This is a genomic window from Enterobacter sp. V89_11, from assembly GCF_029967775.1.
In the GTDB taxonomy this organism is placed as follows: Bacteria; Pseudomonadota; Gammaproteobacteria; order Enterobacterales; family Enterobacteriaceae; genus Enterobacter; species Enterobacter ludwigii.
Genome location: NZ_JASCAN010000008.1, coordinates 138,104 through 158,194, shown reverse-complemented (window position 1 = coordinate 158,194; position 20,091 = coordinate 138,104). Strand labels below are relative to the sequence as shown.

18 protein-coding genes are annotated in these 20,091 nt (G+C 56.9%); 6 read left to right on the top strand and 12 right to left on the bottom strand.

What is annotated here, in order from left to right; all coding sequences use genetic code 11:
• Nucleotides 1-28: 28 nt before the first annotated feature.
• Nucleotides 29-1,843 carry a DUF2264 domain-containing protein gene (locus QLG09_RS08750; RefSeq protein ID WP_282488831.1) on the bottom strand — a complete coding sequence of 605 codons (1,815 nt, stop codon included), beginning with the start codon at nt 1,841-1,843 and terminating at the stop codon, nt 29-31.
• 166 nt (nt 1,844-2,009) lie between these two features.
• Between QLG09_RS08750 and QLG09_RS08745 the strand changes: the two genes are divergently transcribed.
• Nucleotides 2,010-2,849, top strand: a complete 840-nt coding sequence (locus QLG09_RS08745) for an AraC family transcriptional regulator (protein WP_014171631.1) — start codon at nt 2,010-2,012, stop codon at nt 2,847-2,849.
• Nucleotides 2,850-2,854: 5 nt separating this feature from the next.
• On the opposite strand, the gene QLG09_RS08740 is transcribed toward QLG09_RS08745, so the two are convergent.
• The 5 genes from QLG09_RS08740 to QLG09_RS08720 are packed head-to-tail and all read right to left on the bottom strand — an operon-like array spanning nt 2,855 to nt 7,528.
• Nucleotides 2,855-3,742, bottom strand: a complete 888-nt coding sequence (locus QLG09_RS08740) for a MurR/RpiR family transcriptional regulator (RefSeq protein WP_059306686.1) — start codon at nt 3,740-3,742, stop codon at nt 2,855-2,857.
• Nucleotides 3,739-4,689: an iron-siderophore ABC transporter substrate-binding protein gene (locus tag QLG09_RS08735; protein ID WP_020883645.1), complete on the bottom strand. Its 951-nt coding sequence runs from the start codon at nt 4,687-4,689 to the stop codon at nt 3,739-3,741. The genes QLG09_RS08740 and QLG09_RS08735 overlap by 4 nt, the downstream gene beginning before the upstream one ends.
• Nucleotides 4,690-4,698: 9 nt before the next feature.
• Nucleotides 4,699-5,739 (bottom strand): iron ABC transporter permease, encoded by a 1,041-nt coding sequence (locus tag QLG09_RS08730; RefSeq protein WP_282488830.1) that lies wholly within the window; start codon nt 5,737-5,739, stop codon nt 4,699-4,701.
• The gene (locus tag QLG09_RS08725) at nt 5,736-6,719 is read right to left on the bottom strand and encodes an iron ABC transporter permease (RefSeq protein WP_059306685.1); all 984 of its coding nucleotides are present in this window, start codon (nt 6,717-6,719) and stop codon (nt 5,736-5,738) included. The genes QLG09_RS08730 and QLG09_RS08725 overlap by 4 nt, the downstream gene beginning before the upstream one ends.
• Nucleotides 6,716-7,528, bottom strand: coding sequence for an ABC transporter ATP-binding protein (locus QLG09_RS08720; RefSeq protein ID WP_014171637.1), 813 nt, complete (start codon nt 7,526-7,528; stop codon nt 6,716-6,718). The genes QLG09_RS08725 and QLG09_RS08720 overlap by 4 nt, the downstream gene beginning before the upstream one ends.
• Before the next feature lie 384 nt (nt 7,529-7,912).
• On the opposite strand from QLG09_RS08720, the gene QLG09_RS08715 reads away from it, so the two are divergent.
• Complete coding sequence (locus QLG09_RS08715) at nt 7,913-10,054, top strand: TonB-dependent siderophore receptor (RefSeq protein ID WP_059306684.1); 2,142 nt, start codon at nt 7,913-7,915, stop codon at nt 10,052-10,054.
• Nucleotides 10,055-10,137: 83 nt separating this feature from the next.
• Here QLG09_RS08715 and parE read toward each other — a convergent pair whose 3' ends face one another.
• From parE to nudF, 5 genes are read right to left on the bottom strand one after another with little or no spacing between them, the layout of a single operon-like run.
• Nucleotides 10,138-12,030 (bottom strand): DNA topoisomerase IV subunit B, encoded by a 1,893-nt coding sequence (gene parE / locus QLG09_RS08710; RefSeq protein WP_020883640.1) that lies wholly within the window; start codon nt 12,028-12,030, stop codon nt 10,138-10,140.
• 28 nt (nt 12,031-12,058) lie between these two features.
• A complete protein-coding gene (gene yqiA / locus QLG09_RS08705) occupies nt 12,059-12,640 on the bottom strand; it encodes an esterase YqiA (RefSeq protein ID WP_047743671.1) in 582 nt (193 codons plus the stop codon).
• Nucleotides 12,640-13,467, bottom strand: a complete 828-nt coding sequence (gene cpdA, locus QLG09_RS08700; protein ID WP_020883638.1) for a 3',5'-cyclic-AMP phosphodiesterase — start codon at nt 13,465-13,467, stop codon at nt 12,640-12,642. The genes yqiA and cpdA overlap by 1 nt, the downstream gene beginning before the upstream one ends.
• A 27-nt stretch (nt 13,468-13,494) precedes the next feature.
• The gene (locus tag QLG09_RS08695; RefSeq protein ID WP_014833293.1) at nt 13,495-13,917 is read right to left on the bottom strand and encodes a DUF1249 family protein; all 423 of its coding nucleotides are present in this window, start codon (nt 13,915-13,917) and stop codon (nt 13,495-13,497) included.
• Nucleotides 13,914-14,546, bottom strand: a complete 633-nt coding sequence (nudF, locus tag QLG09_RS08690) for an ADP-ribose diphosphatase (protein WP_032680277.1) — start codon at nt 14,544-14,546, stop codon at nt 13,914-13,916. Before nudF ends, QLG09_RS08695 begins: the two co-directional genes overlap by 4 nt.
• 204 nt (nt 14,547-14,750) lie before the next feature.
• On the opposite strand from nudF, the gene tolC reads away from it, so the two are divergent.
• The 3 genes from tolC to QLG09_RS08675 all read left to right on the top strand — a co-directional run bounded on the left by tolC (nt 14,751) and on the right by QLG09_RS08675 (nt 18,248).
• Nucleotides 14,751-16,229: an outer membrane channel protein TolC gene (gene tolC / locus QLG09_RS08685; protein WP_020883637.1), complete on the top strand. Its 1,479-nt coding sequence runs from the start codon at nt 14,751-14,753 to the stop codon at nt 16,227-16,229.
• 190 nt (nt 16,230-16,419) lie between these two features.
• Complete coding sequence (locus tag QLG09_RS08680; protein WP_014171645.1) at nt 16,420-17,085, top strand: DUF1190 family protein; 666 nt, start codon at nt 16,420-16,422, stop codon at nt 17,083-17,085.
• Nucleotides 17,086-17,087: 2 nt separating this feature from the next.
• Nucleotides 17,088-18,248 carry a glutathionylspermidine synthase family protein gene (locus QLG09_RS08675; RefSeq protein WP_014171646.1) on the top strand — a complete coding sequence of 387 codons (1,161 nt, stop codon included), beginning with the start codon at nt 17,088-17,090 and terminating at the stop codon, nt 18,246-18,248.
• A gap of 69 nt (nt 18,249-18,317) precedes the next feature.
• Here the strand turns inward: QLG09_RS08675 and ygiD are convergent, their stop codons facing one another.
• On the bottom strand, nt 18,318-19,106 hold the full coding sequence (gene ygiD, locus QLG09_RS08670; protein WP_020883636.1) for a 4,5-DOPA dioxygenase extradiol: 789 nt from the start codon (nt 19,104-19,106) through the stop codon (nt 18,318-18,320).
• Between the two features lie 196 nt (nt 19,107-19,302).
• Here ygiD and zupT point away from each other — a divergent pair, with 196 nt between their 5' ends.
• The gene (gene zupT / locus QLG09_RS08665) at nt 19,303-20,076 is read left to right on the top strand and encodes a zinc transporter ZupT (RefSeq protein WP_020883635.1); all 774 of its coding nucleotides are present in this window, start codon (nt 19,303-19,305) and stop codon (nt 20,074-20,076) included.
• Nucleotides 20,077-20,091 lie beyond the last annotated feature (15 nt).

The following is a 20,091-nucleotide window of genomic DNA, read 5'->3' as shown; positions in this document are numbered from 1 at the left end:
TCCTCGCCGACGTGTAGGGTCAGAGTTTTTATAATGAGAACGACAGCTGTCGCTCACTGCCGGGCTCGCGGATAACAACCCGGTTCTCGCTGATATTCAGTTGTGGGACTGCCATAACCGGCTGGCTTTCGCCGGCGACGGCGGCACAACAGAGCCAGCTCTCCCCCTGCGCAAGCGTGGTTTTCAACAGCGGAATGGCAGCGCATTCCGGGAACATAATGCTGCTGTTCGGCGGTGTGACGATGCTGTCCGGTTCACGGTTAATCACCGGAGAGAGATCGACCAGCACGCTGGTGCCATTACCGGCGACAAGCCAGCATCCGTTCTCACGGATCTGCGGTTCGGTGTTCATCACCGCAAAACCGCCCTCCGCCGTATTCAGTCGACGGGCGCTGTTGATACGGTGCAGGCGCAGGTGCCACTCACCAAACGGCACTTGCCAGGTTTCGATATGGACGTCATGCCACGGAGACCAGCGTGAGTAGAGATAATCTTCAGTGACCCGCACCGCTTCACATTCGCGGCGACCGCGGAAATAGTTATCCCCGTCTGCCAGCAGCAGCATGGAGTCGCAGGCGGCATGTTTCAGGCCAAACCGTCCGCGCTCAATCGTGAAACCAAAGCGGCTGGAGTAGGCAAATTTGGTATATTTGGCTTCCGTATTCACGTAGTTATTCAGCTCAAGCTGCCCGGCGGTAAGCAGGGTGACGTGCTGCGACTGACCGTCATGCATCAGGATCTGCTGTGCATGCGGGATGACGCGTTTTTCCGCAAGCTCGGGCAGCGGCTGCTCTTCAGCCTGCCAGAACGGATGGTCCTCCGGCATCGCCAGAATCAGGTAAGTTTTCAGCGCCCAGTATGGCGAGCCGGGGGCGTTATAGTCCTCACACATCGCCAGGTTCGGGTAAGCAAAACCGAGGGTCAGAATGCCGTCCCGATCGGTGATGGGCTGTTGCTGCCACCAGCGCAGATGGCGCAGCACGATGCCCTTCACAATCCCCGGCGTGAACACCTCCAGACCGGAAAAGGCGACGGCACTCCAGAAGGCGACCATTGCAAAGCGATAGGTCAGGCTGCGACCAAACGGTACCGAGGCACCGTCGGCGGCTGACCAATAGATAAAGTCTTCGGCGAACAGGCGCGAACGCGCTCGCAGCACCTGCGTCCTCTCCTCGTCACCACTCAGGGTGGCGTAAATCAGGCCGTAGAAATGGAATGCCATCGAGATGTAATAGTCTTTCGGCCGCCCCGGCCCGTCGGAATACCAGCCATCGCCCAGGTAATAGGCCTCCATCATCGCAAACCGTCGGTCAATCGCCGTCTGGTCATACGGCAGGCCAGCGCGCTTAAAACCGAGCTGCACCATAATGGCAAAGTAGTTCCAGTTGCTGTCCGGCATTTGCGCATGGGCGATCTGGTTGAGCCATGCGTGCAGGTTTATGACCTCGCGCCCGGTAAAGTGCGCGGTGAGTTTATCCCCCAGCAGGGCAAGCCCCAGACCGTAGGCCGCCATTTCGACCAGACGCTGATCGTAGGGGCCGGTTTCGCCCCAGTAACCGTCACTGTGCGGATCGGTGCCGAGTTTGATCGCGGTAAGGTATTTTTCGCAAAAGGGGCTGGCATCGCCGGATGCCAGCAGCGGAAACAGCCCCCATAGCGCACGTGAGAGTCCCTCCATCTGCGCGATATCCGTGCTGTAGTGCGCACAGGTTTCGCCCAGCGAAAATCGTGAACTGCCCGGCGCAAACGCCTTATCCAGCGCACTCAACAGAGTATTCAGTGACGCCACGATATCCTGGCGTGAAGACAACGGATTTGATTTTTCTTTGTTTGCCGCCCACATACGCTCACCCTCGTAATCAACTGCGGCAAAGCATAGTGAATCCACACGGGGCAGAAATGTTAGCCATGTCACAGCTAAGAGCGATGAATAAACCCGCAGTTAAGAAAATTTAAAAAGGTGGTTTATAAAGAGATTCTGACGGGAAAAAGTTGAGTTTTATTGCACTATGCGCGACACGCCAACATCCGATCATCTGGAGCTGATTACCTTAAATGACACCGTGGTGTCGTTTAGCCGCCTGTTCGCCAATACGGTGCGCTATCACCACTGGCATCAGTGTCTGGAAATTCTCTATGTGGAAGAAGGCTTTGGCGTGGCGATTGTCGATAACCGTCACTACACCATGCGCCCCGGGCGGCTGTTTTTCTTCCCGCCATTTACCCTGCATAAGGTGATGGTGGACGAGAAGGCAGAGGCCCTTTACAGGCGCACCATTATTCATCTCGACCAGCATGCCGTACTGAAAACCCTGCGTGATTTTCCGCAGGCTCAGCAGCGTCTGCAGAAGCTGTCTCGTCGTGGCGGCGAGGCCTGGGTCGCTGACCTGGCGCATTGCCAGAAGCATATCGATTATCTTCTTGGCTGTTATCAGCCGCCGCTGAACAGCGAAAACATTGCCGGGCTGTTGATTAGCCTGTTTGCCATGCTGCCGGATGATAACGACGGTGCCCCGGGGAGCAGTCAGGGAGTGGCAAGTCAGGTGATGTTCTGGCTGGATGAGCACTATCGGGAGAAATTTCGCCTGGATGCGCTGGCGGCTGAGCTGGGAAAATCACGCAGCTATGTATCGCGAAAATTCCATGCGGAAACAGGCGAGAAGATCCACGACTATCTGAATACGCTACGGCTGCGAAAAGCCTGCGAGTACTTGCTGCACAGCAATGCCAGCGTGCGTGAGATTGCCGCGCGGGTGGGATTTTCCGACGTGACGTGGTTTATCAGCGCCTTTAAAAAAGGGATTGGCGAGACGCCGCTGCAGTACCGGAAAAATCATGGCGCGGCGTGATCCCCTCACCCGCTCTTCTTGCCCGGTTTTAACCCGCGATGAAATTCGTTAATGCGCTTCATCGACCTGATGGTGCGCTGGGGCTCCGTTGACGCTACAGATAAAATGATCATCTCCAGACACAGCAGCACCGTGCCGTGGAGCGGAATTTTTCCCTTTTCACCGCCGCGCGGAACGTGGATCACCACGCTGGCCTCTTTGCTGAAGCGCGAGTCCGTAGCATTGGTCAGCAGTATCGTGGGAATACCCAGCCGTTTCGCTTCACGCAGCGTGGTTTGTCCTTCCCGGTGGGCCGATTTTTGCGCCATCATCACCAGCACGTCGCCGCGCTGTAAGGCTATCAGTTGCTCTGCCAGACCAATGCCGGTGCGGTTGAGCGCAATAGCGGGCAGGCCGATACGGCTGAACAGCCGGGAAGTGTACTCGGCCAGAATGCCGGAAGCCCCAATCCCAAAGATCGCGACCTGACGTGCCTGCGCCAGCAACGACACCGCCTGCGCCATTGCGTAGCGGTTGTGCGGCTCGGATAGCACGTTACAGGTATGCTGATGCCCTTCCAGCACAAAATCGATGCTCGCGTTCACGTCGCTGGTGAGCGTATTCACCGTGGTGGACATTTTTTCACTGGAGGAGACCACCGGCCCAAACCACTGCTCCAGAGTCTGCTTCAGGTCACGCAGCCCGGCAAAGCCAAGAGCCTGAATGGCGCGTACCACCGTAGCGTCCGAGGTTTTCAGCAACGCGGCAATCTCCATCGCCGTCTGCTCCATCACCGCTTCGCGGTTTTCATTGATGTAACGCGCGACCTGCAGCAGGCGCGGCGTGAGCTGGTGCGCCCGCGAGCGAAAGCGGTCGCCATAGACATCAACCCGGGCTTTGTCTTTTCTGATCACTGTGACGCCTCCGGCAGCGGTCGACCGGCAATCTGCGACTGCACCTGGGCGGCCATCAGGCCTAAGGAGGCAAAGGAGTTCGAGATGGCCTCTTCACGGGAGATCAGTATGTAGTGGCCGGTGCGACAGGCATTGAGGAACTGACACCAGCCAGGCATCACGGCATCCATCGCTGCCAGCTCATCCTGCGGTTTGCCGCCGGTATCCCCGCGCCAGGTGGCAAAGACAAAATCTGCATCCAGCTCGGGCAGACGCTCGGCGCTGACGTCAATTCGGCCGCCGTCAGGGATGGACTCAATCAGCGGCGGGAATGTGAATCCTGCGTCGCGCAGCACGCGCCCCAGCGAGTGGTAGCTGTGCATGGCGTTGATTTTGCCCTGGTTGGCCTGTATCACCGACACGGTGATGTTGCGGGTGTCGATGGTCGCTTTCAGGGCGTTAATCTGCTCCTGATAGCGACGTTCAAGGATCTTCAACCGGGCTTCGGTGCCCGTGAGCTGTGCCAGCTTGCGGTAGATCTCCGGCGCGCCGCCATCGAGATGATCGATACTCACCGTCGGGGCAATTTTCTCCAGCTGTTCAACCGGCGTGTTACGGGTTGGTTCGGTGATGATCAGATCCGGCTTTGCAGCGGCGATGGCCTCGATGTCGATATCCGCGGAGCCGATAAATTTGATGTCGGCGTTATCAAAATCAACGCCCGTCAGCATGCCGCTGGCGCGCAGAAAATGGCTACCGTCCGGCCGCGTGCGCCCGTGGCTTGCCACTGGCGGCACGCCGAGCTCAATCAGCGGAATGGTGATATCCAGATCGTGAAGCGAGACAATCCGCTTTGGGTGAAGGGGCACAGTCACCTTGCGGTTCAGATCGTCGGTAAACGTCTGCGTCGGCTCCGCCGCACTCACGGTAAACCCCACCAGCAACAACATCGAAAAAAGTATACGCATCACCATCCCCTAAAATCTGTCCCGTCGCTGCCAGAGCAGCAACAGGAAAAACGGTCCGCCAATCAATGAAATGACTACGCCTGCCGGCAGCTGCAGCGGCAGGAAAGCCAGACGTCCGACGTTATCTGCCAGCAGAACCAGCAACGCCCCCAGCACGGCACTTCCCGCCAGCAGCGCGGTTTGTCCGCCGCGCAGCAGCAGGCGTGCCATATGTGGCGCAATCAGTCCCACAAAACCGATACTGCCCACGCACGAGACGCAGGCCGCGGTCAGCACCACCGGGGCAAGCACGCGCAGCAGCGCCAGCCGTGAGGTGTGTACGCCAAGTCCCGTTGCGGTGGGGTTGCCCATCAGGGCCACGTCTGCGGCGCGCGCGGTCAACAGCAATAGCGCAAATGCCGGCAGCGTCCAGGCTGCCGCAATGCCCACCAGCGTCCAGTTTGCTGCATGCAGGCTTCCCGCCAGCCACAGCATCGCCGTTTGCACGTCACGCACGTCGGCGGTGGTCATGAAGACCCCCATTGCCGCGGCAAACGCCCAGGAAACACCGATCCCCGTCAGGATAAATCGCGGTCGCGAAATATCGCGCGCCAGCGCCACCACCAGCAGCGCGGTGAGTATGCCCCCCGCCATTCCCGCCAGCGGTCGCCAGGCCAGGCTGAGCGCCGGGAACTGAAAAATCAGCACCAGCACCGCCGCGCTACATCCCTCTTTCACGCCGATAAGCCCCGGGTCGGCAAGGCCATTACGGGTGACAGACTGCATCGCTGCCCCCGCCATGCCGAGCATGGCACCGCATAACACCGCCATCAGCAGACGCGGCAGACGGATATCCATCACGATGTAGCGCGTATCCGCCTCCAGACTTTGCGGATACAGCAGCGCCCGTCCGATGGCCGACGTCGGGATCGGCAGCGAGCCGTGCGTCAGGCCAAACCCGAGCAGGATAAAGGCCGTGAGTAAAATCAGCGCAAGGCAGGCCAGCGCCCTCGGGCGTACCAGCGTTGAAAAGGTGCCAATACGCAACGCGCGCAGTCCGGCCCGGCTCATTTGAACGCCCTCGAGGCCATAAAGATAAAGACGGGAGCACCGACCAGCGCGGTCATAATGCCGGTCGCCAGTTCATAAGGGGTAAACAGCGTGCGGGCGGCGAGATCCGCCAGCAGCAAAACCAACCCTCCACACAGGGCTGAAAGCGGCACCATCACGCGCAGATCCACCGTCACCAGACGCCGTATCAGCTGCGGCACCACGAGGCCAATAAAACCAATCGGCCCGGCAACGGAGACTGCCGCGCCACACAGCAGCGCAATTGAAAGCAGCGCGAACAGGCGCGTTCGGAGAAGCGATACGCCAAGCCCCTGGGCCATCCGGTCACCCAGTGCCAGCATATTGAGTGACCGCGACAGCCAGAGCGCAAGGGCGAAACCCGCGCCAGCGGCCCACGAAGCGCTGCGAAGCGTTCTTTCTGTTATCCCGGCCAAATCCCCCGCCAGCCAGGTGCGTAAGGCGAGAAGCGTCTGCTCATCAAGGATCAGGACCGTGGCGGTAATCGAGGAGGCGAACGCCGACATCGCCACCCCGCACAAGGTGACTTTCATCGGCGTCAACCCGGTGCGTCCCGAAGAGGAGAGCATCAGTACCAGCAGAAACAGTGCGGCGGCGCCGGTGGCGGCAATCAACGGGCGACCAAACGGCAGGGTGAACCCGAGTGCGCTTGTCAGCACGACAGCCAGCGCGGCGCCGGCATTCAGCCCCAGAATATGTGGCTCACCCAGCGGGTTACGGATAACGGACTGCAGCAAGACGCCTGCCACGCCAAGTGCAGCGCCGGTCAGCATGGCCGCAAGGAGGCGTAACAGGCGCAGCCTGATAATGATGTTATGGTCGAAATTGCGCGGGTCGAAATCGACAAAAGCCTGCACGACCGTCAGGGGAGAAATAACGCGCGCGCCCGTGCCCAGATGTGCAATTGCGCCCATCACCAGCAGCAGCGCAAAGAGCAGAAAAGCCAGTGACGTTCGCATCATGATTTTTCTGCGACCTGGCGAAACGGCATGAAGAACGGTTTGCCGGTGAGCGGATTAACTGACATATGTACGTCAACCTCAAACACCGCTTTGATCAGTTCCGGCGTACAGGTATCGCCCTCGTGAAGCACGCCCTCGACTTTCCCCTGGCGTAAAAAGACCAGGGAATCACCGTAGTTCACCGCGAAGTTAAGATCGTGCAGCACCACCACGACGGTGCGCCCGTGCTGACGGGTCAGCGTATGCAGCAGTTCAAGGATTTCCACCTGATAGCGGAGGTCAAGAAACGTTGTCGGCTCGTCGAGCAGGATATAGGGCGTTTGCTGCGCCAGCGCCATCGCAATCCAGCAGCGCTGACGCTGGCCGCCGGAAAGGCTTTCCACCGGCAAATGGGCAAACTCCGCCGTACCGGTCAGGCGCAGTGCCTCTTCCACGGCCTGCTCGTCTTCGTCACTCCACTGGCGCATAAAATTTTGCCAGGGGAAACGCCCGCGCGAAACCAGTTCAAACACGGTTAACCCTTCCGGCAACAGCGGTGACTGCGGCAGAATGCCCAGCTGACGGGCGACCGCTTTGGTTGGCTGTTGATGAATGGCTTTGCCATCCAGCAGCGCAGCTCCCCCGAGCGGTTGCAGCAGACGTGCGATCGTGCTCAGTAGCGTGGATTTTCCACAGCCGTTCGCGCCCACCAGAACGGTTATTTTCTGTGGGGGGATCGCAAGCGAGATCTCATCGACGATGATTTTTTTCTGATAGCCAGCAGAGAGGTTCTCAAGAACCAGCCCTGACTTATTCGTGTTGTGAGCCACGTGAACGCCAACTTAATAAAAAACTAACAAATAAAAATAAAACTCATTCTCTTTTGAGAGTTTGCCGCTGCGCCATGTAGTAGTCAAGAGAAGAAACACCCTTAAAACCCCAGGGTTATCGTGCAGAAATGGGAAAACCGCTAAACGCATTAATTAATTTATTTTCAACAAGTTAATTGCTTACGACGCTAAGTATCAGAGGGGACGTACTGCTGTAGTCGATTTTTGCTTTTTTCCATTTACTACTACATCAGCGCATGATTGAATGATTCTCAATTACATGTTCGATGCCAGCGATGGCTAACGAGCAGACCGTAAAGGGCAATGACTCACACATTCTTCCGTGACGCTTCATTCGCGGGATATTTCGGGAAAACAGATGTAATGGCTACGTTCACTCCTTCACTCTCTGGGGTAAAAGGGCGCGCGCTCTTTTCACTGCTGTTTATGGCGCCGCTGGTGCAGGCAGCAGACAACACCGCGGCTCAGGACGGCGAAACGCTTACCGTCACCGCCGATCCTAATGCCGTGGTCGATGCCACCAACGGCTATCAGCCGCTGAACACCTCCACCGCCACGCTGACCAATATGCCGATGCTGGATATCCCGCAGGTGGTAAATACTGTCAGCGATAAAGTGCTGGAAGATCAGCACGCTACCACGCTGGATGAAGCCCTCTATAACGTCAGTAACGTGGTGCAGACCAACACGCTGGGCGGCACGCAGGATGCGTTTGTACGCCGTGGATTTGGCGCGAACCGCGACGGTTCAATCATGACCAACGGCCTGCGCACCGTGCTGCCGCGCAGCTTTAACGCAGCCACCGAACGTGTGGAAGTCCTCAAGGGACCGGCCTCAACGCTGTACGGCATCCTCGATCCGGGAGGGCTTATCAATGTGGTCACCCGACGTCCGGAAAAACAGTTTGGCGGTTCGATCTCGGGCACCTCCTCAAGTTTTGGCGGCGGTACCGGCCAGCTCGATGTCACAGGTCCCATTGAAGGAACGCGCCTGGCTTACCGCCTGACGGGCGAGTACCAGGACGAAGATTACTGGCGAAGTTTCGGCAAGGCGCGCAGCACCTTTATCGCGCCCTCGCTGACCTGGTTTGGCGATGACGCCACCGTGACCGTGCTCTATTCACATCGTGATTATAAGACGCCGTTCGATCGCGGCACGATCTTCGATCTCACGACCAAACAGCCGGTGAATGTTGACCGTAAAACCCGCTTTGACGAGCCGTTCAACATTACCGATGGCCAGTCCGATCTGGCGCAGCTCAACGCGGCATACCGCCTTAACAGCCAGTGGACGGCGAAGTTCGATTACAGCTACAGCCAGGATAAATACAGCGATAACCAGGCGCGGGTGATGGCCTATGACGCGAAAACCGGCAACCTGACCCGTCGTGTCGATGCGACGCAAGGATCAACGCAGCGCATGCATTCCACCCGTGCAGACCTGCAGGGGAACGTGGATATCGCGGGCTTTTACAATGAGATCCTGACCGGCGTGTCGTATGAGAATTACGACCTGCTGCGCACGGATATGATTCGCTGTAAGAATGTAAAAGATTTCAATATTTACCATCCGTCTTACGGCAATCTGAGCAAGTGTACGACCGTTTCCGCCGCGGACAGCGATCAGACGCTCAAACAGGAGAGTTACTCCGCTTATGCTCAGGACGCCCTGTACCTGACGGATAAATGGATTGCCGTCGCCGGGCTGCGTTATCAGTATTACACCCAGTACGCGGGCAAGGGCCGGCCGTTCAACGTCAATACCGACAGCCGCGACGAGCAGTGGACGCCAAAGCTGGGGCTGGTCTACAAGCTCACGCCATCCGTCTCGCTGTTTGCTAACTACGCCCAGACGTTTATGCCGCAATCGTCCATCGCGAGCTACATTGGCGACCTGCCGCCAGAAACGTCCAATGCCTACGAAGTCGGCGCTAAATTTGACCTGTTCAACGGTATTACCGCCAACATCGCGCTGTTTGATATCCACAAGCGCAACGTGCTGTACACCGAAAGCGTGGCGGGTGAAAACATTGCTAAAACCGCTGGCCGCGTGCGCTCGCAGGGCGTGGAAGTGGATCTGGCAGGCTCTCTGACCGAGAACACCAATATTATTGCCAGCTATGGCTACACCGATGCGAAAGTGCTGGAAGACCCGGATTACGCCGGCAAACCGCTGCCAAACGTGCCGCGCCATACCGGTTCGCTGTTCCTGACGTACGATATTCACAACGTCATCGGCGGGAATACCCTGACAATCGGCGGCGGTGGACACGGCGTGAGCCGTCGCTCCGCGACCAACGGTGCGGATTATTATTTGCCAGGGTACGTTGTTGCTGATGCCTTTGCGGCCTATAAAATGAAGCTACAGTATCCGGTGACGCTGCAGGTCAACGTGAAGAACCTGTTTGATAAGACCTACTACACCTCGTCGATTGCGACCAATAACCTCGGCAACCAGCCAGGCGATCCACGTGAAGTGCAGTTTACGGTGAAGATGGAATTTTGATGTAAAAAAGCCCGGTGGCGCTAGCGCCTACCGGGCCTTCGTTCCATCCCCTCTCCCGGTGGGAGAGGAGTAAAGAGAGGGCATCAGGCCTCAATATCCGCCATATCGCCTTTTTCCTGCAGCCAGTTGCGTCGGTCTTCCGAACGCTTCTTAGCAAGCAGCATATCCATCATGGCGTTGGTTTGCTGTTCGTCTTCGTCGCTGATGGTCAATTGCACCAGGCGGCGGGTGTTTGGATCCAGCGTGGTTTCGCGCAACTGCATCGGGTTCATCTCGCCCAGCCCTTTAAAGCGCTGCACGTTCGGTTTGCCCTTCTTACGCTTGAGCTGTTCCAGTACGCCCGCTTTTTCCTCTTCCGTCAGCGCGTAGTAGACCTCTTTGCCGAGGTCGATACGGTAGAGCGGCGGCAGCGCCACGTGGACGTGACCGTTTTTCACCAGCGTCCTGAAGTGCTTCACAAACAGCGCGCACAGCAGCGTGGCGATGTGCAGACCATCGGAGTCCGCATCCGCGAGGATACAGATCTTACCGTAGCGCAGCTGGCTCAGATCGTCGCTGTCCGGATCGATACCGATCGCAACGGAGATATCATGCACTTCCTGCGAGGCCAGCACTTCATCCGACGACACTTCCCAGGTGTTCAGGATCTTACCCTTGAGCGGCATGATCGCCTGATATTCACGATCGCGCGCCTGCTTGGCAGAGCCTCCTGCCGAGTCCCCTTCCACGAGGAACAGCTCGGTGCGGTTCAGATCCTGCGCGGTACAGTCCGCCAGCTTGCCCGGAAGCGCCGGGCCACTGGTCAGTTTTTTACGCACCACCTTCTTGGCAGCACGCAGGCGTCGCTGGGCGCTGGAAATGGCCATTTCTGCCAGCATCTCGGCGGCCTGTACGTTCTGGTTCAGCCACAGGGTGAAAGCATCTTTGACCACGCCGGAGACGAACGCCGCACACTGACGTGAGGACAAACGTTCTTTGGTCTGACCGGCGAACTGCGGATCCTGCATCTTCACCGACAGGACGTAGGCGCAGCGATCCCAGATATCTTCCGCCGACAGCTTCACGCCGCGGGGCAGAATGTTGCGGTATTCGCAGAACTCGCGCATTGCATCCAGCAGCCCCTGACGCAGACCGTTGACGTGCGTACCGCCAAGCATGGTCGGGATCAGGTTGACGTAGCTTTCGGTCAGCAGCTCGCCGCCTTCCGGCAGCCACAACAGCGCCCAGTCCACCGCTTCCGTATCACCGGTGAAATTACCGACAAACGGTTTTTCCGGCAGGGTTGGCAGGCCGTTAACGGCTTCGCACAGATAGTCGTTTAGACCGTCTTCATAGCGCCAGGTCTGTTCGGTGTTGTTGACGTTATCTTTAAAGGTAATTTCCACGCCAGGGCACAGTACCGCTTTGGCTTTCAGCAGGTGCGTCAGTCGTGAAACAGAGAAACGAGGACTGTCGAAGAAGCTTTCGTCAGGCCAGAAGTGGACGCTGGTCCCGGTATTGCGCTTGCCGCACGTGCCGACGACCTGCAGATCCTGCACCTTCTCGCCGTTTTCAAAGGCGATGTTATACACCTGACCGTCGCGGCGGACGTTGACTTCCACGCGTCTGGACAGGGCGTTAACCACGGAGATCCCCACGCCGTGCAAACCACCCGAGAACTGGTAGTTTTTGTTGGAGAACTTACCGCCCGCATGAAGACGACAGAGGATCAGCTCAACGGCTGGCACACCCTCTTCCGGGTGGATATCCACCGGCATGCCGCGTCCGTCGTCGATGACTTCCAGCGACTGATCGGCATGGAGGATGACGTCAACGCGTTTGGCATGGCCAGCCAGCGCTTCATCCACACTGTTATCAATAACTTCCTGGCCCAGATGGTTTGGGCGTGTCGTATCGGTGTACATCCCAGGGCGGCGGCGAACCGGCTCAAGCCCGGTGAGTACCTCAATGGCATCAGCGTTATAGGTTTGCGTCATGATTTAAACTAGCAGTTCGCATTGATTGTCAGTGGCTGTGCAGTCCAAGAAAATCGACAATCTGGGTGAAATGATTCTCAAAGCCCGTGAAAGCATGGTTTCCGCCTTCTTCTATAGTCTGGCGGCAGGATGCGTAATACGCCACTGCCTGGCGGTAATCCAGCACTTCATCACCCGTCTGTTGCAGCAACCAGATAAGATCGGGCGCTTCAAGCGGGTCTACCTGCATAACTTTGAGATCGTAAATATGGCGTGACTCTAGCACATATTGTTGGCCGGTGTAGGGGTTCTCGTTTTGCCCGAGAAAGTCCCGCAGCAGCTCAAATGGCCGAACCGCCGGGTTAACCACCACCGCAGGCAGCATAAAACATTGCGAGAGCCAGGTGGCGTAATATCCGCCCAGCGAAGAACCGACCACGCCGAACGATTCGCCGCCGTGTTCCATCACAACCGATTCCAGCATTTCTGCGGCTTCCGCCGGGTAAGGCGGCAGTTGAGGGACGATCATCTCAACGTGCGGGTGATGTTCGTTCAGCCACTGGCGAAACTGCGTCGCTTTCGCGGAGCGCGGCGAGCTGTTGAATCCGTGCAGATAGAGGAGCGTAGACATCAATAGCCTTCTGAAGCGGTGTCCGGGCGGAATTTTGCGCCGGTTAAACGGCAGACTTCCGTGGTGAGCAGGCCATCGGGATGCAGTTCGAGCCAGCGCCAGCCCGGTGCGATGGTGTCCAGGGTAAAGTTTGCGCAATGCGGCTTGAACTGAACGCAGGTCGAGGGCGTGGCCAGCAGTCGGCGGCCATTCCAGTCGAGATCCTGTTCCTGATGAATGTGTCCGCACAGGAGATTCTGCACCCGCGGGAATTTCGCCAGCACTCTGTCCAGCGCGGCAGAGTTGCGCAGGCTGTGTTGATCAAGCCAGCTACAGCCCGCCGGCAAAGGATGATGATGCAGCAACAGCAGCGTATGACGTTCAGGTTCGGCAGACAGTTTGGTCTCAAGCCAGTCGAGTTGAAAGTCGCTTAACTCACCGTGTGGGACGCCAAAGACCTGGCTGTCCAGCAGCAGGATCTGCCAGTGCTCACCCACAAAAACACATTTTGCCGGAGAGATCCCCGCATCCTGCAGCGAGCTGTACATGGCAGGCTGGAAATCGTGGTTTCCCGGTAGCCAGACGCAAGGCACGCTAAAACTCGCGATGCCTTCAGCGAAATGCTGGTAGGCCGCGGAGGATTGGTCCTGCGCCAGATCGCCCGTCGCGACAATCAGATCGCATGGGCGATTTTCAGCGTGAATGGCGCTAAGTACCGCCTGATAGCTCTCCCAGGTATTCACCCCAAGCAGAGTTTCATGCTTTTCGGCAAAAAGGTGGGTATCGGTGATTTGTAATATCCTGACTGGTGCCCCACCAGCAACAGTCAGGTTCAACAGGCTTTCCAAATGGTGTCCTTAGGTAGGTTTATGACGCTAACAAACCGGAATCGCCATTGCTCCATGTGCTAAACAATATCTTAGCCAGTCGGCTAAAAACTGGTTAATTTGATGCTTTTCGTCGCGTTGATGCAACTTTTTATTCGGATAATCATACCGCGCTTTGAAGCGAAAGATCTGCTGGCTTGAACACACTTCAGCGACCATCGCGTCATGGTAAAGGCGCACCGTCATCGACGGCAGGCTCCAGTAGCTAATGCTGGGCGCCGTTTGTTCAATTTCGACAAGCGTAGTGTAGCGCGTTGATTCTGTTATCGTTAATCGATACTGCGCGTTGCTCACCTGATAGCTCACCGTTTCGCCGGGTGCGTCGTTTTTCGGCAGCAGGCGGCGCAATTGTGCGAAATTGGTTTCGCACAGGCGCATCATTTCTGGGAAGTCAGGTGTATAACGCTTCATTTTTTCCACTCGTTTCGTAAAGTCTGATAATGCAGTTGCAGCCATTGCAGAGCGATGACAGACGCTGCGTTGTCGATTTTCCCCTCTTCTACCCACTGATAAGCCTGCTCCCGACTCACCACATGAACCCGAATATCTTCGTTTTCATCTGCCAGACCGTGGATCCCTTCCGCCGTCGTGGCGTCCACTTCGCCCACCATAATGGACAAGCGCTCGCTGGTGCCGCCTGGGCTTGCCAGATAACTCAGCACCGGTTTTGTCCGGCCAACCACCAGCCCCGCCTCTTCCAGCGCCTCGCGGCGGGCAACGTCTTCGACCGATTCGCCCTCTTCAATCATGCCGGCCACCATCTCCAGCAGCCAGGGGCTGACGCTGACGTCATACGCGGCAATGCGGATCTGCTCCACCAGCACGACTTCATCACGCACTGGGTCAAAGGGTAGCAAGACTGCCGCATGCCCGCGCTCAAAAATTTCGCGTCTGATTTCACCGCTCATTTCGCCGTTAAACAGGCGATGCCTGAAACGGTAAAGTTCCATTGAAAAAAAACCGCTATAAAGCGTTTCTCGTGCAATAATTTCTACATCGTTTTTCGCGAATGTCACGGGCAAGTTTTCTGGTTTTTGCATGAGTCGAGTCCTGGTAGCAATGGTGATGAAATTATGAATTTCAAGGCTGTTTGGCTGCCGTTTGTAAGGCTATATGGTAGATTGGTGCAAATTACCGCCAGATGGCACGTAACGCCAACCTTTTGGTATGGAAGATTCTGTTAGAATCGGCAATTATTTTTTAATTAGATCAGCGCTAATACTGCTTCACAACAAGGAATGCAAATGAAGAAATTGCTCCCCATCCTTATCGGCCTGAGCCTGACGGGCTTCAGTGCAATGAGCCAGGCGGAAAACCTGTTACAGGTCTACCAGCAGGCACGTCTGGGCAACCCTGATTTACGTAAATCAGCGGCCGATCGTGATGCTGCGTTTGAAAAGATTAACGAAGCGCGTAGCCCATTGCTGCCACAGTTAGGTTTAGGTGCAGATTATACCTACAGCAACGGTTTCCGCGACGCCAATGGCGTTAACTCCAATGCTACCAGCGCCTCACTGCAATTAACACAGACGCTGTTTGATATGTCCAAATGGCGCGCCCTGACCCTGCAGGAAAAGAGCGCGGGCATCCAGGATGTGACGTATCAGACCGATCAGCAGACGCTGATCCTGAACACCGCCACCGCATACTTCAACGTGCTGAGCGCAATCGACTCGCTCTCCTACACCGAAGCGCAGAAACAGGCGATTTACCGCCAGTTAGATCAAACCACCCAGCGTTTCAACGTGGGTCTGGTGGCAATCACTGACGTTCAGAACGCCCGTTCACAATACGATAGCGTCCTGGCCAACGAAGTGACCGCACGTAACAACCTCGATAACGCGCTGGAATCCCTGCGTCAGGTTACCGGGAATTACTACCCTGAGCTGGCGTCTCTGAACGTCGACAGCTTCAAAACGGATAAACCGCAGGCCGTTAACGCCCTGCTGAAAGAAGCGGAAAACCGCAACCTGACGTTACTGCAGGCGCGTCTGAGCCAGGATCTGGCCCGCGAGCAAATCCGTCAGGCACAGGACGGCCACCTGCCGACCCTGAGCCTGAGCGCGTCTACCGGCGTGTCTGATACCACTTACAGTGGTTCTAAAACGAACACCTCCCAGTACGACGACAGCAACATGGGTCAGAACAAAGTGGGTCTGAACTTCTCGCTGCCACTGTACCAGGGCGGCCAGGTGACCTCTCAGGTGAAACAGGCGCAGTACAACTTTGTTGGCGCGAGCGAACAGCTGGAAAGTGCCCACCGCAACGTGGTACAGACCGTTCGTTCGTCCTTCAACAACGTGAATGCCTCTATCAGCAGCATCAACGCCTATAAACAGGCCGTTGTGTCTGCGCAGAGCTCTCTTGATGCCATGGAAGCGGGTTACTCCGTGGGTACGCGTACCATCGTTGACGTCCTGGACGCAACGACCACGCTGTACAACGCGAAACAGCAGCTCTCCAGCGCACGTTACCAGTACCTGATTAACCAGCTGAACATCAAACAGGCGCTGGGTACGTTGAACGAGCAGGATCTGCAGATGCTGAACAGCACCCTGGGTAAACCTGTCTCTACTTCTCCGGAAAATGTTGCGCCAGAGAACCCTGAGCAGGTTGCCGCCGTTGATAACTTCAACGGTAACGGTGCTGCACCTGCCGCGCAGCCAGCTGCCGCACGTACGACTGCACCCGCCAGCAGCGGTAACAATCCGTTCCGCAATTAAGCATGTCATCGGGCCCACTGCGGCCTGATGCCTTCGCCATACCCCTCTCCTTTTGGGAGAGGGCGTATGCAAATCACACCTGAACGTAAGCCAACGTAAAGATCCCCCTCATTCCGGCCATCATCGCTTCATTTTCAACCACTCATCCTCTATCCTGAGCGTTATTACCACTGGGTCCAGGAAGACAACGATGAAACGGACAAAATCTATCAATCACGCTTCGTTCCGCAAAAGCTGGAACGCGCGTCATCTCACCCCTGTTGCGCTGGCCGTCACGGCTGTCTTTATGCTGGCAGGCTGTGAGAAAAGCGATGAAACAGTTTCGCTTTATCAAAACGCGGACGACTGCTCTGCTGCAACCGGCAACGCCGCAGAGTGTAAAACGGCGTATACCAACGCCCTGAAAGAGGCGGAACGTACTGCGCCGAAATATGCTTCACGTGAAGACTGCGTGGCAGAGTTCGGTGAAGGTCAGTGTCAGCAGGCACCGGCTCAGGCAGGCACAGCCCCTGAAAACCAGGCACAGGCCCAGTCCAGCGGCAGTTTCTGGATGCCGCTGATGGCAGGTTACATGATGGGCCGCCTGATGAGTGGTGGTGCGGGTTACCAGCAGCAGCCGCTGTTTAGCTCGAAAAACCCGGCCAGCCCGGCTTATGGTCAATATACCGATGCCAGCGGCAAAGGCTATGGCGCAGCCACCCCTGGCCGCTCCGTAACCGTACCGAAAACGGCGATGGCTCCGAAACCTGCGACCACCAGCACCATTACCCGTGGCGGGTTCGGTGAGTCTGTGGCGAAACAGACCAGCATGCAGCGTAGCGCGTCAGGCACGTCCACTCGCTCAATGGGCGGCTGATCATGGAACGAGTCAGTATCACCGAGCGCCCGGACTGGCGCGAAAAAGCGACCGAATACGGTTTTAACTTCCACACCATGTACGGCGAGCCATACTGGTGTGAAGACGCTTACTACAAGCTCACGCTTGCCCAGGTTGAGAAACTGGAAGAGGTGACCGCCGAGCTGCACCAGATGTGCCTGAAAGTGGTGGATAAAGTCATCGACAGCGACGCGCTGATGGCGAAGTTCCGCATTCCGAAGCACACCTGGAGTTTCGTCCGCCAGTCGTGGAAAACCCACCAGCCTTCGCTTTACTCACGTCTCGATCTGGCGTGGGACGGCGTGGGCGATCCTAAGCTTCTGGAAAACAATGCTGATACGCCAACCTCGCTGTACGAAGCGGCGTTCTTCCAGTGGATCTGGCTGGAAGACCAGGCCAATGCCGGCAACCTGCCGCAAGGCAGCGACCAGTTCAACAGCCTGCAGGAAAAGCTGATTGAGCGTTTCGCCGAACTGCGCGAACAGCATGGTTTTAATCTGCTGCACCTTGCCTGCTGCCGCGACACGGAAGAAGACCGTGGCACGGTGCAATATCTGCAGGACTGCGCGGCTGAAGCTGAAGTGGCGACCGAGTTTCTCTATATCGAAGATATCGGCCTGGGTGAGAAAGGTCAGTTTACTGACCTGCAGGATCAGGTGATAAGCAACCTGTTCAAGCTCTACCCGTGGGAATACATGCTGCGTGAAATGTTCTCCACCAAGCTGGAAGACGCCGGCGTGCGCTGGCTGGAGCCGGCGTGGAAGAGCATCATCTCCAACAAAGCCCTGCTGCCGATGCTGTGGGAGATGTTCCCGAACCATCCGAATCTGCTGCCGGCTTACTTTGCGGAAGACGATCACCCGCCGATGGAGAAATACGTCGTTAAGCCGATCTTCTCCCGCGAAGGGGCGAACGTGTCGATTATCGAAAATGGCAAAACGCTGGAAGCCGTTGAAGGGCCTTACGGCGAGGAAGGAATGATCGTCCAGGCGTTTTATCAACTGCCGAAGTTTGGTGACAGCTATACCCTGATTGGCAGCTGGCTCATCAACGATCAGCCAGCCGGGATTGGCATCCGCGAAGATCGCGCGCTGATCACGCAGGATCTGTCACGGTTCTATCCGCACATTTTCGTCGAGTGATCGGGTGTGCCGGGGTGCGAGCGGAAGCCCTCACCCCGGCCCTTTCTCTTTGGGAAAGGCATGCATACGTTATCCAATCTGCACCGACAACATACTTAAGCTTCCCATCTCAATGCCATCGACCGGTATGCTGATCGGCTCCTGACCATCCCACGCGCCCAGTACATACAGCAACGGCAGGAAGTGTTCCGGCGTCGGGTTAGAGAGTGAACCGCCTTCGTGATCCAGATAGTTCACCAGCGGATGCTCCTCAACCGGCCCTTGCCAGGTCAGATTCGCTTTCACGTAATCGTTAAAAGATGTCGCCCACGGGTATGGCGTGTTCTCACCGTGCCAGCGCGCTGTACGCAGGTTGTGTACCACGTTGCCGCTTGCGATCAGCATGATACCCTCGTCGCGTAAGGTCGCCAGTTTTCGCCCCATCTCCAGGTGCCAGGCCGCAGGTTTAGTGCTGTCGATACTCAACTGCACCATTGGGATGTCCGCCTCGGGATACATCTTTATCAGTACGCCCCACGAGCCATGGTCAAAGCCCCAGGCTTCGTTATCCAGCGCCACAGGCACAGGCGCGAGTAATTCCACCAGCTGTCGGGCCAGCGCTGGCGAGCCGGGTGCCGGATAGTGCGTGTCGTACAACGCCTGCGGGAAGCCGCCGAAATCATGAATGGTTTTTGGCGTTTCCATTGCGGTGACGCCCGTGCCCCGGGTAAACCAGTGCGCAGACACCACCACAATCGCTTTCGGACGCGGTAGCGTCTCGCCCAGATGACGCCATACTCGGGTATAGACGTTGTCTTCCAGAACGTTCATTGGGCTACCGTGGCCTAAAAACAGTGCTGGCATACGGGAAGAAGTCATGGTGATATCCTTACAGAAGGTGTCAATTTAATGGTTCTACATTACGCGCAATCTCGCCCGGATGAACGCTGATAAGCGTGAAGATCATCATCAGGAAATTTGAATGTAAGGAATGTGTAAAGCAGGGTTTCGCCTCTCGCTTTGACCGAAATGAACCATTAATATTAATGATAATCATTATCATAAGGAGCAATGCATGTCAGTCCCCTTGATCCTGACTATACTGGCGGGCGCCGCAACTTTCATCGGTGCCATTCTCGGTGTGCTTGGTCAAAAGCCGTCTAACCGCGTGCTGGCCTTCTCATTGGGCTTTGCTGCCGGGATCATGCTGCTCATCTCTCTGATGGAGATGCTCCCTGCCGCACTGGGCACCGAAGGCATGTCTCCGGTGCTGGGGTATGGCATGTTTGTATTCGGCCTGCTTGGCTACTTTGCCCTCGACCGCATGCTGCCGCACGCGCATCCGCAGGATTTAATGCAAAAAAGCGTGACCCCGATACCGCGCAATATTAAGCGCACGGCCATTCTGTTAACGCTCGGCATAAGCCTGCACAACTTCCCGGAAGGCGTGGCAACCTATGTCACCGCCAGCAGCAATCTGGAGATGGGCTTTGGTATCGCCCTGGCGGTCGCTTTGCACAATATTCCTGAAGGACTGGCGGTGGCCGGGCCGGTTTATGCCGCCACGGGCTCGAAACGGACCGCGGTCTTCTGGGCGGGGATCTCGGGGATGGCCGAAATTCTCGGCGGCGTGCTGGCGTGGTTGATTCTGGGCAGCCTGGTCTCGCCTGTGGTGATGGCCGCTATCATGGCCGCCGTGGCCGGGATAATGGTGGCGCTCTCCGTGGATGAGCTGATGCCGCTGGCGAAAGAGATCGATCCGAATAATAACCCGAGCTATGGCGTGCTGTGCGGCATGTCGGTGATGGGCTTGAGCCTGGTGCTGCTGCAAACAGCAGGGATCGGCTAAGACAATCGCGCATTA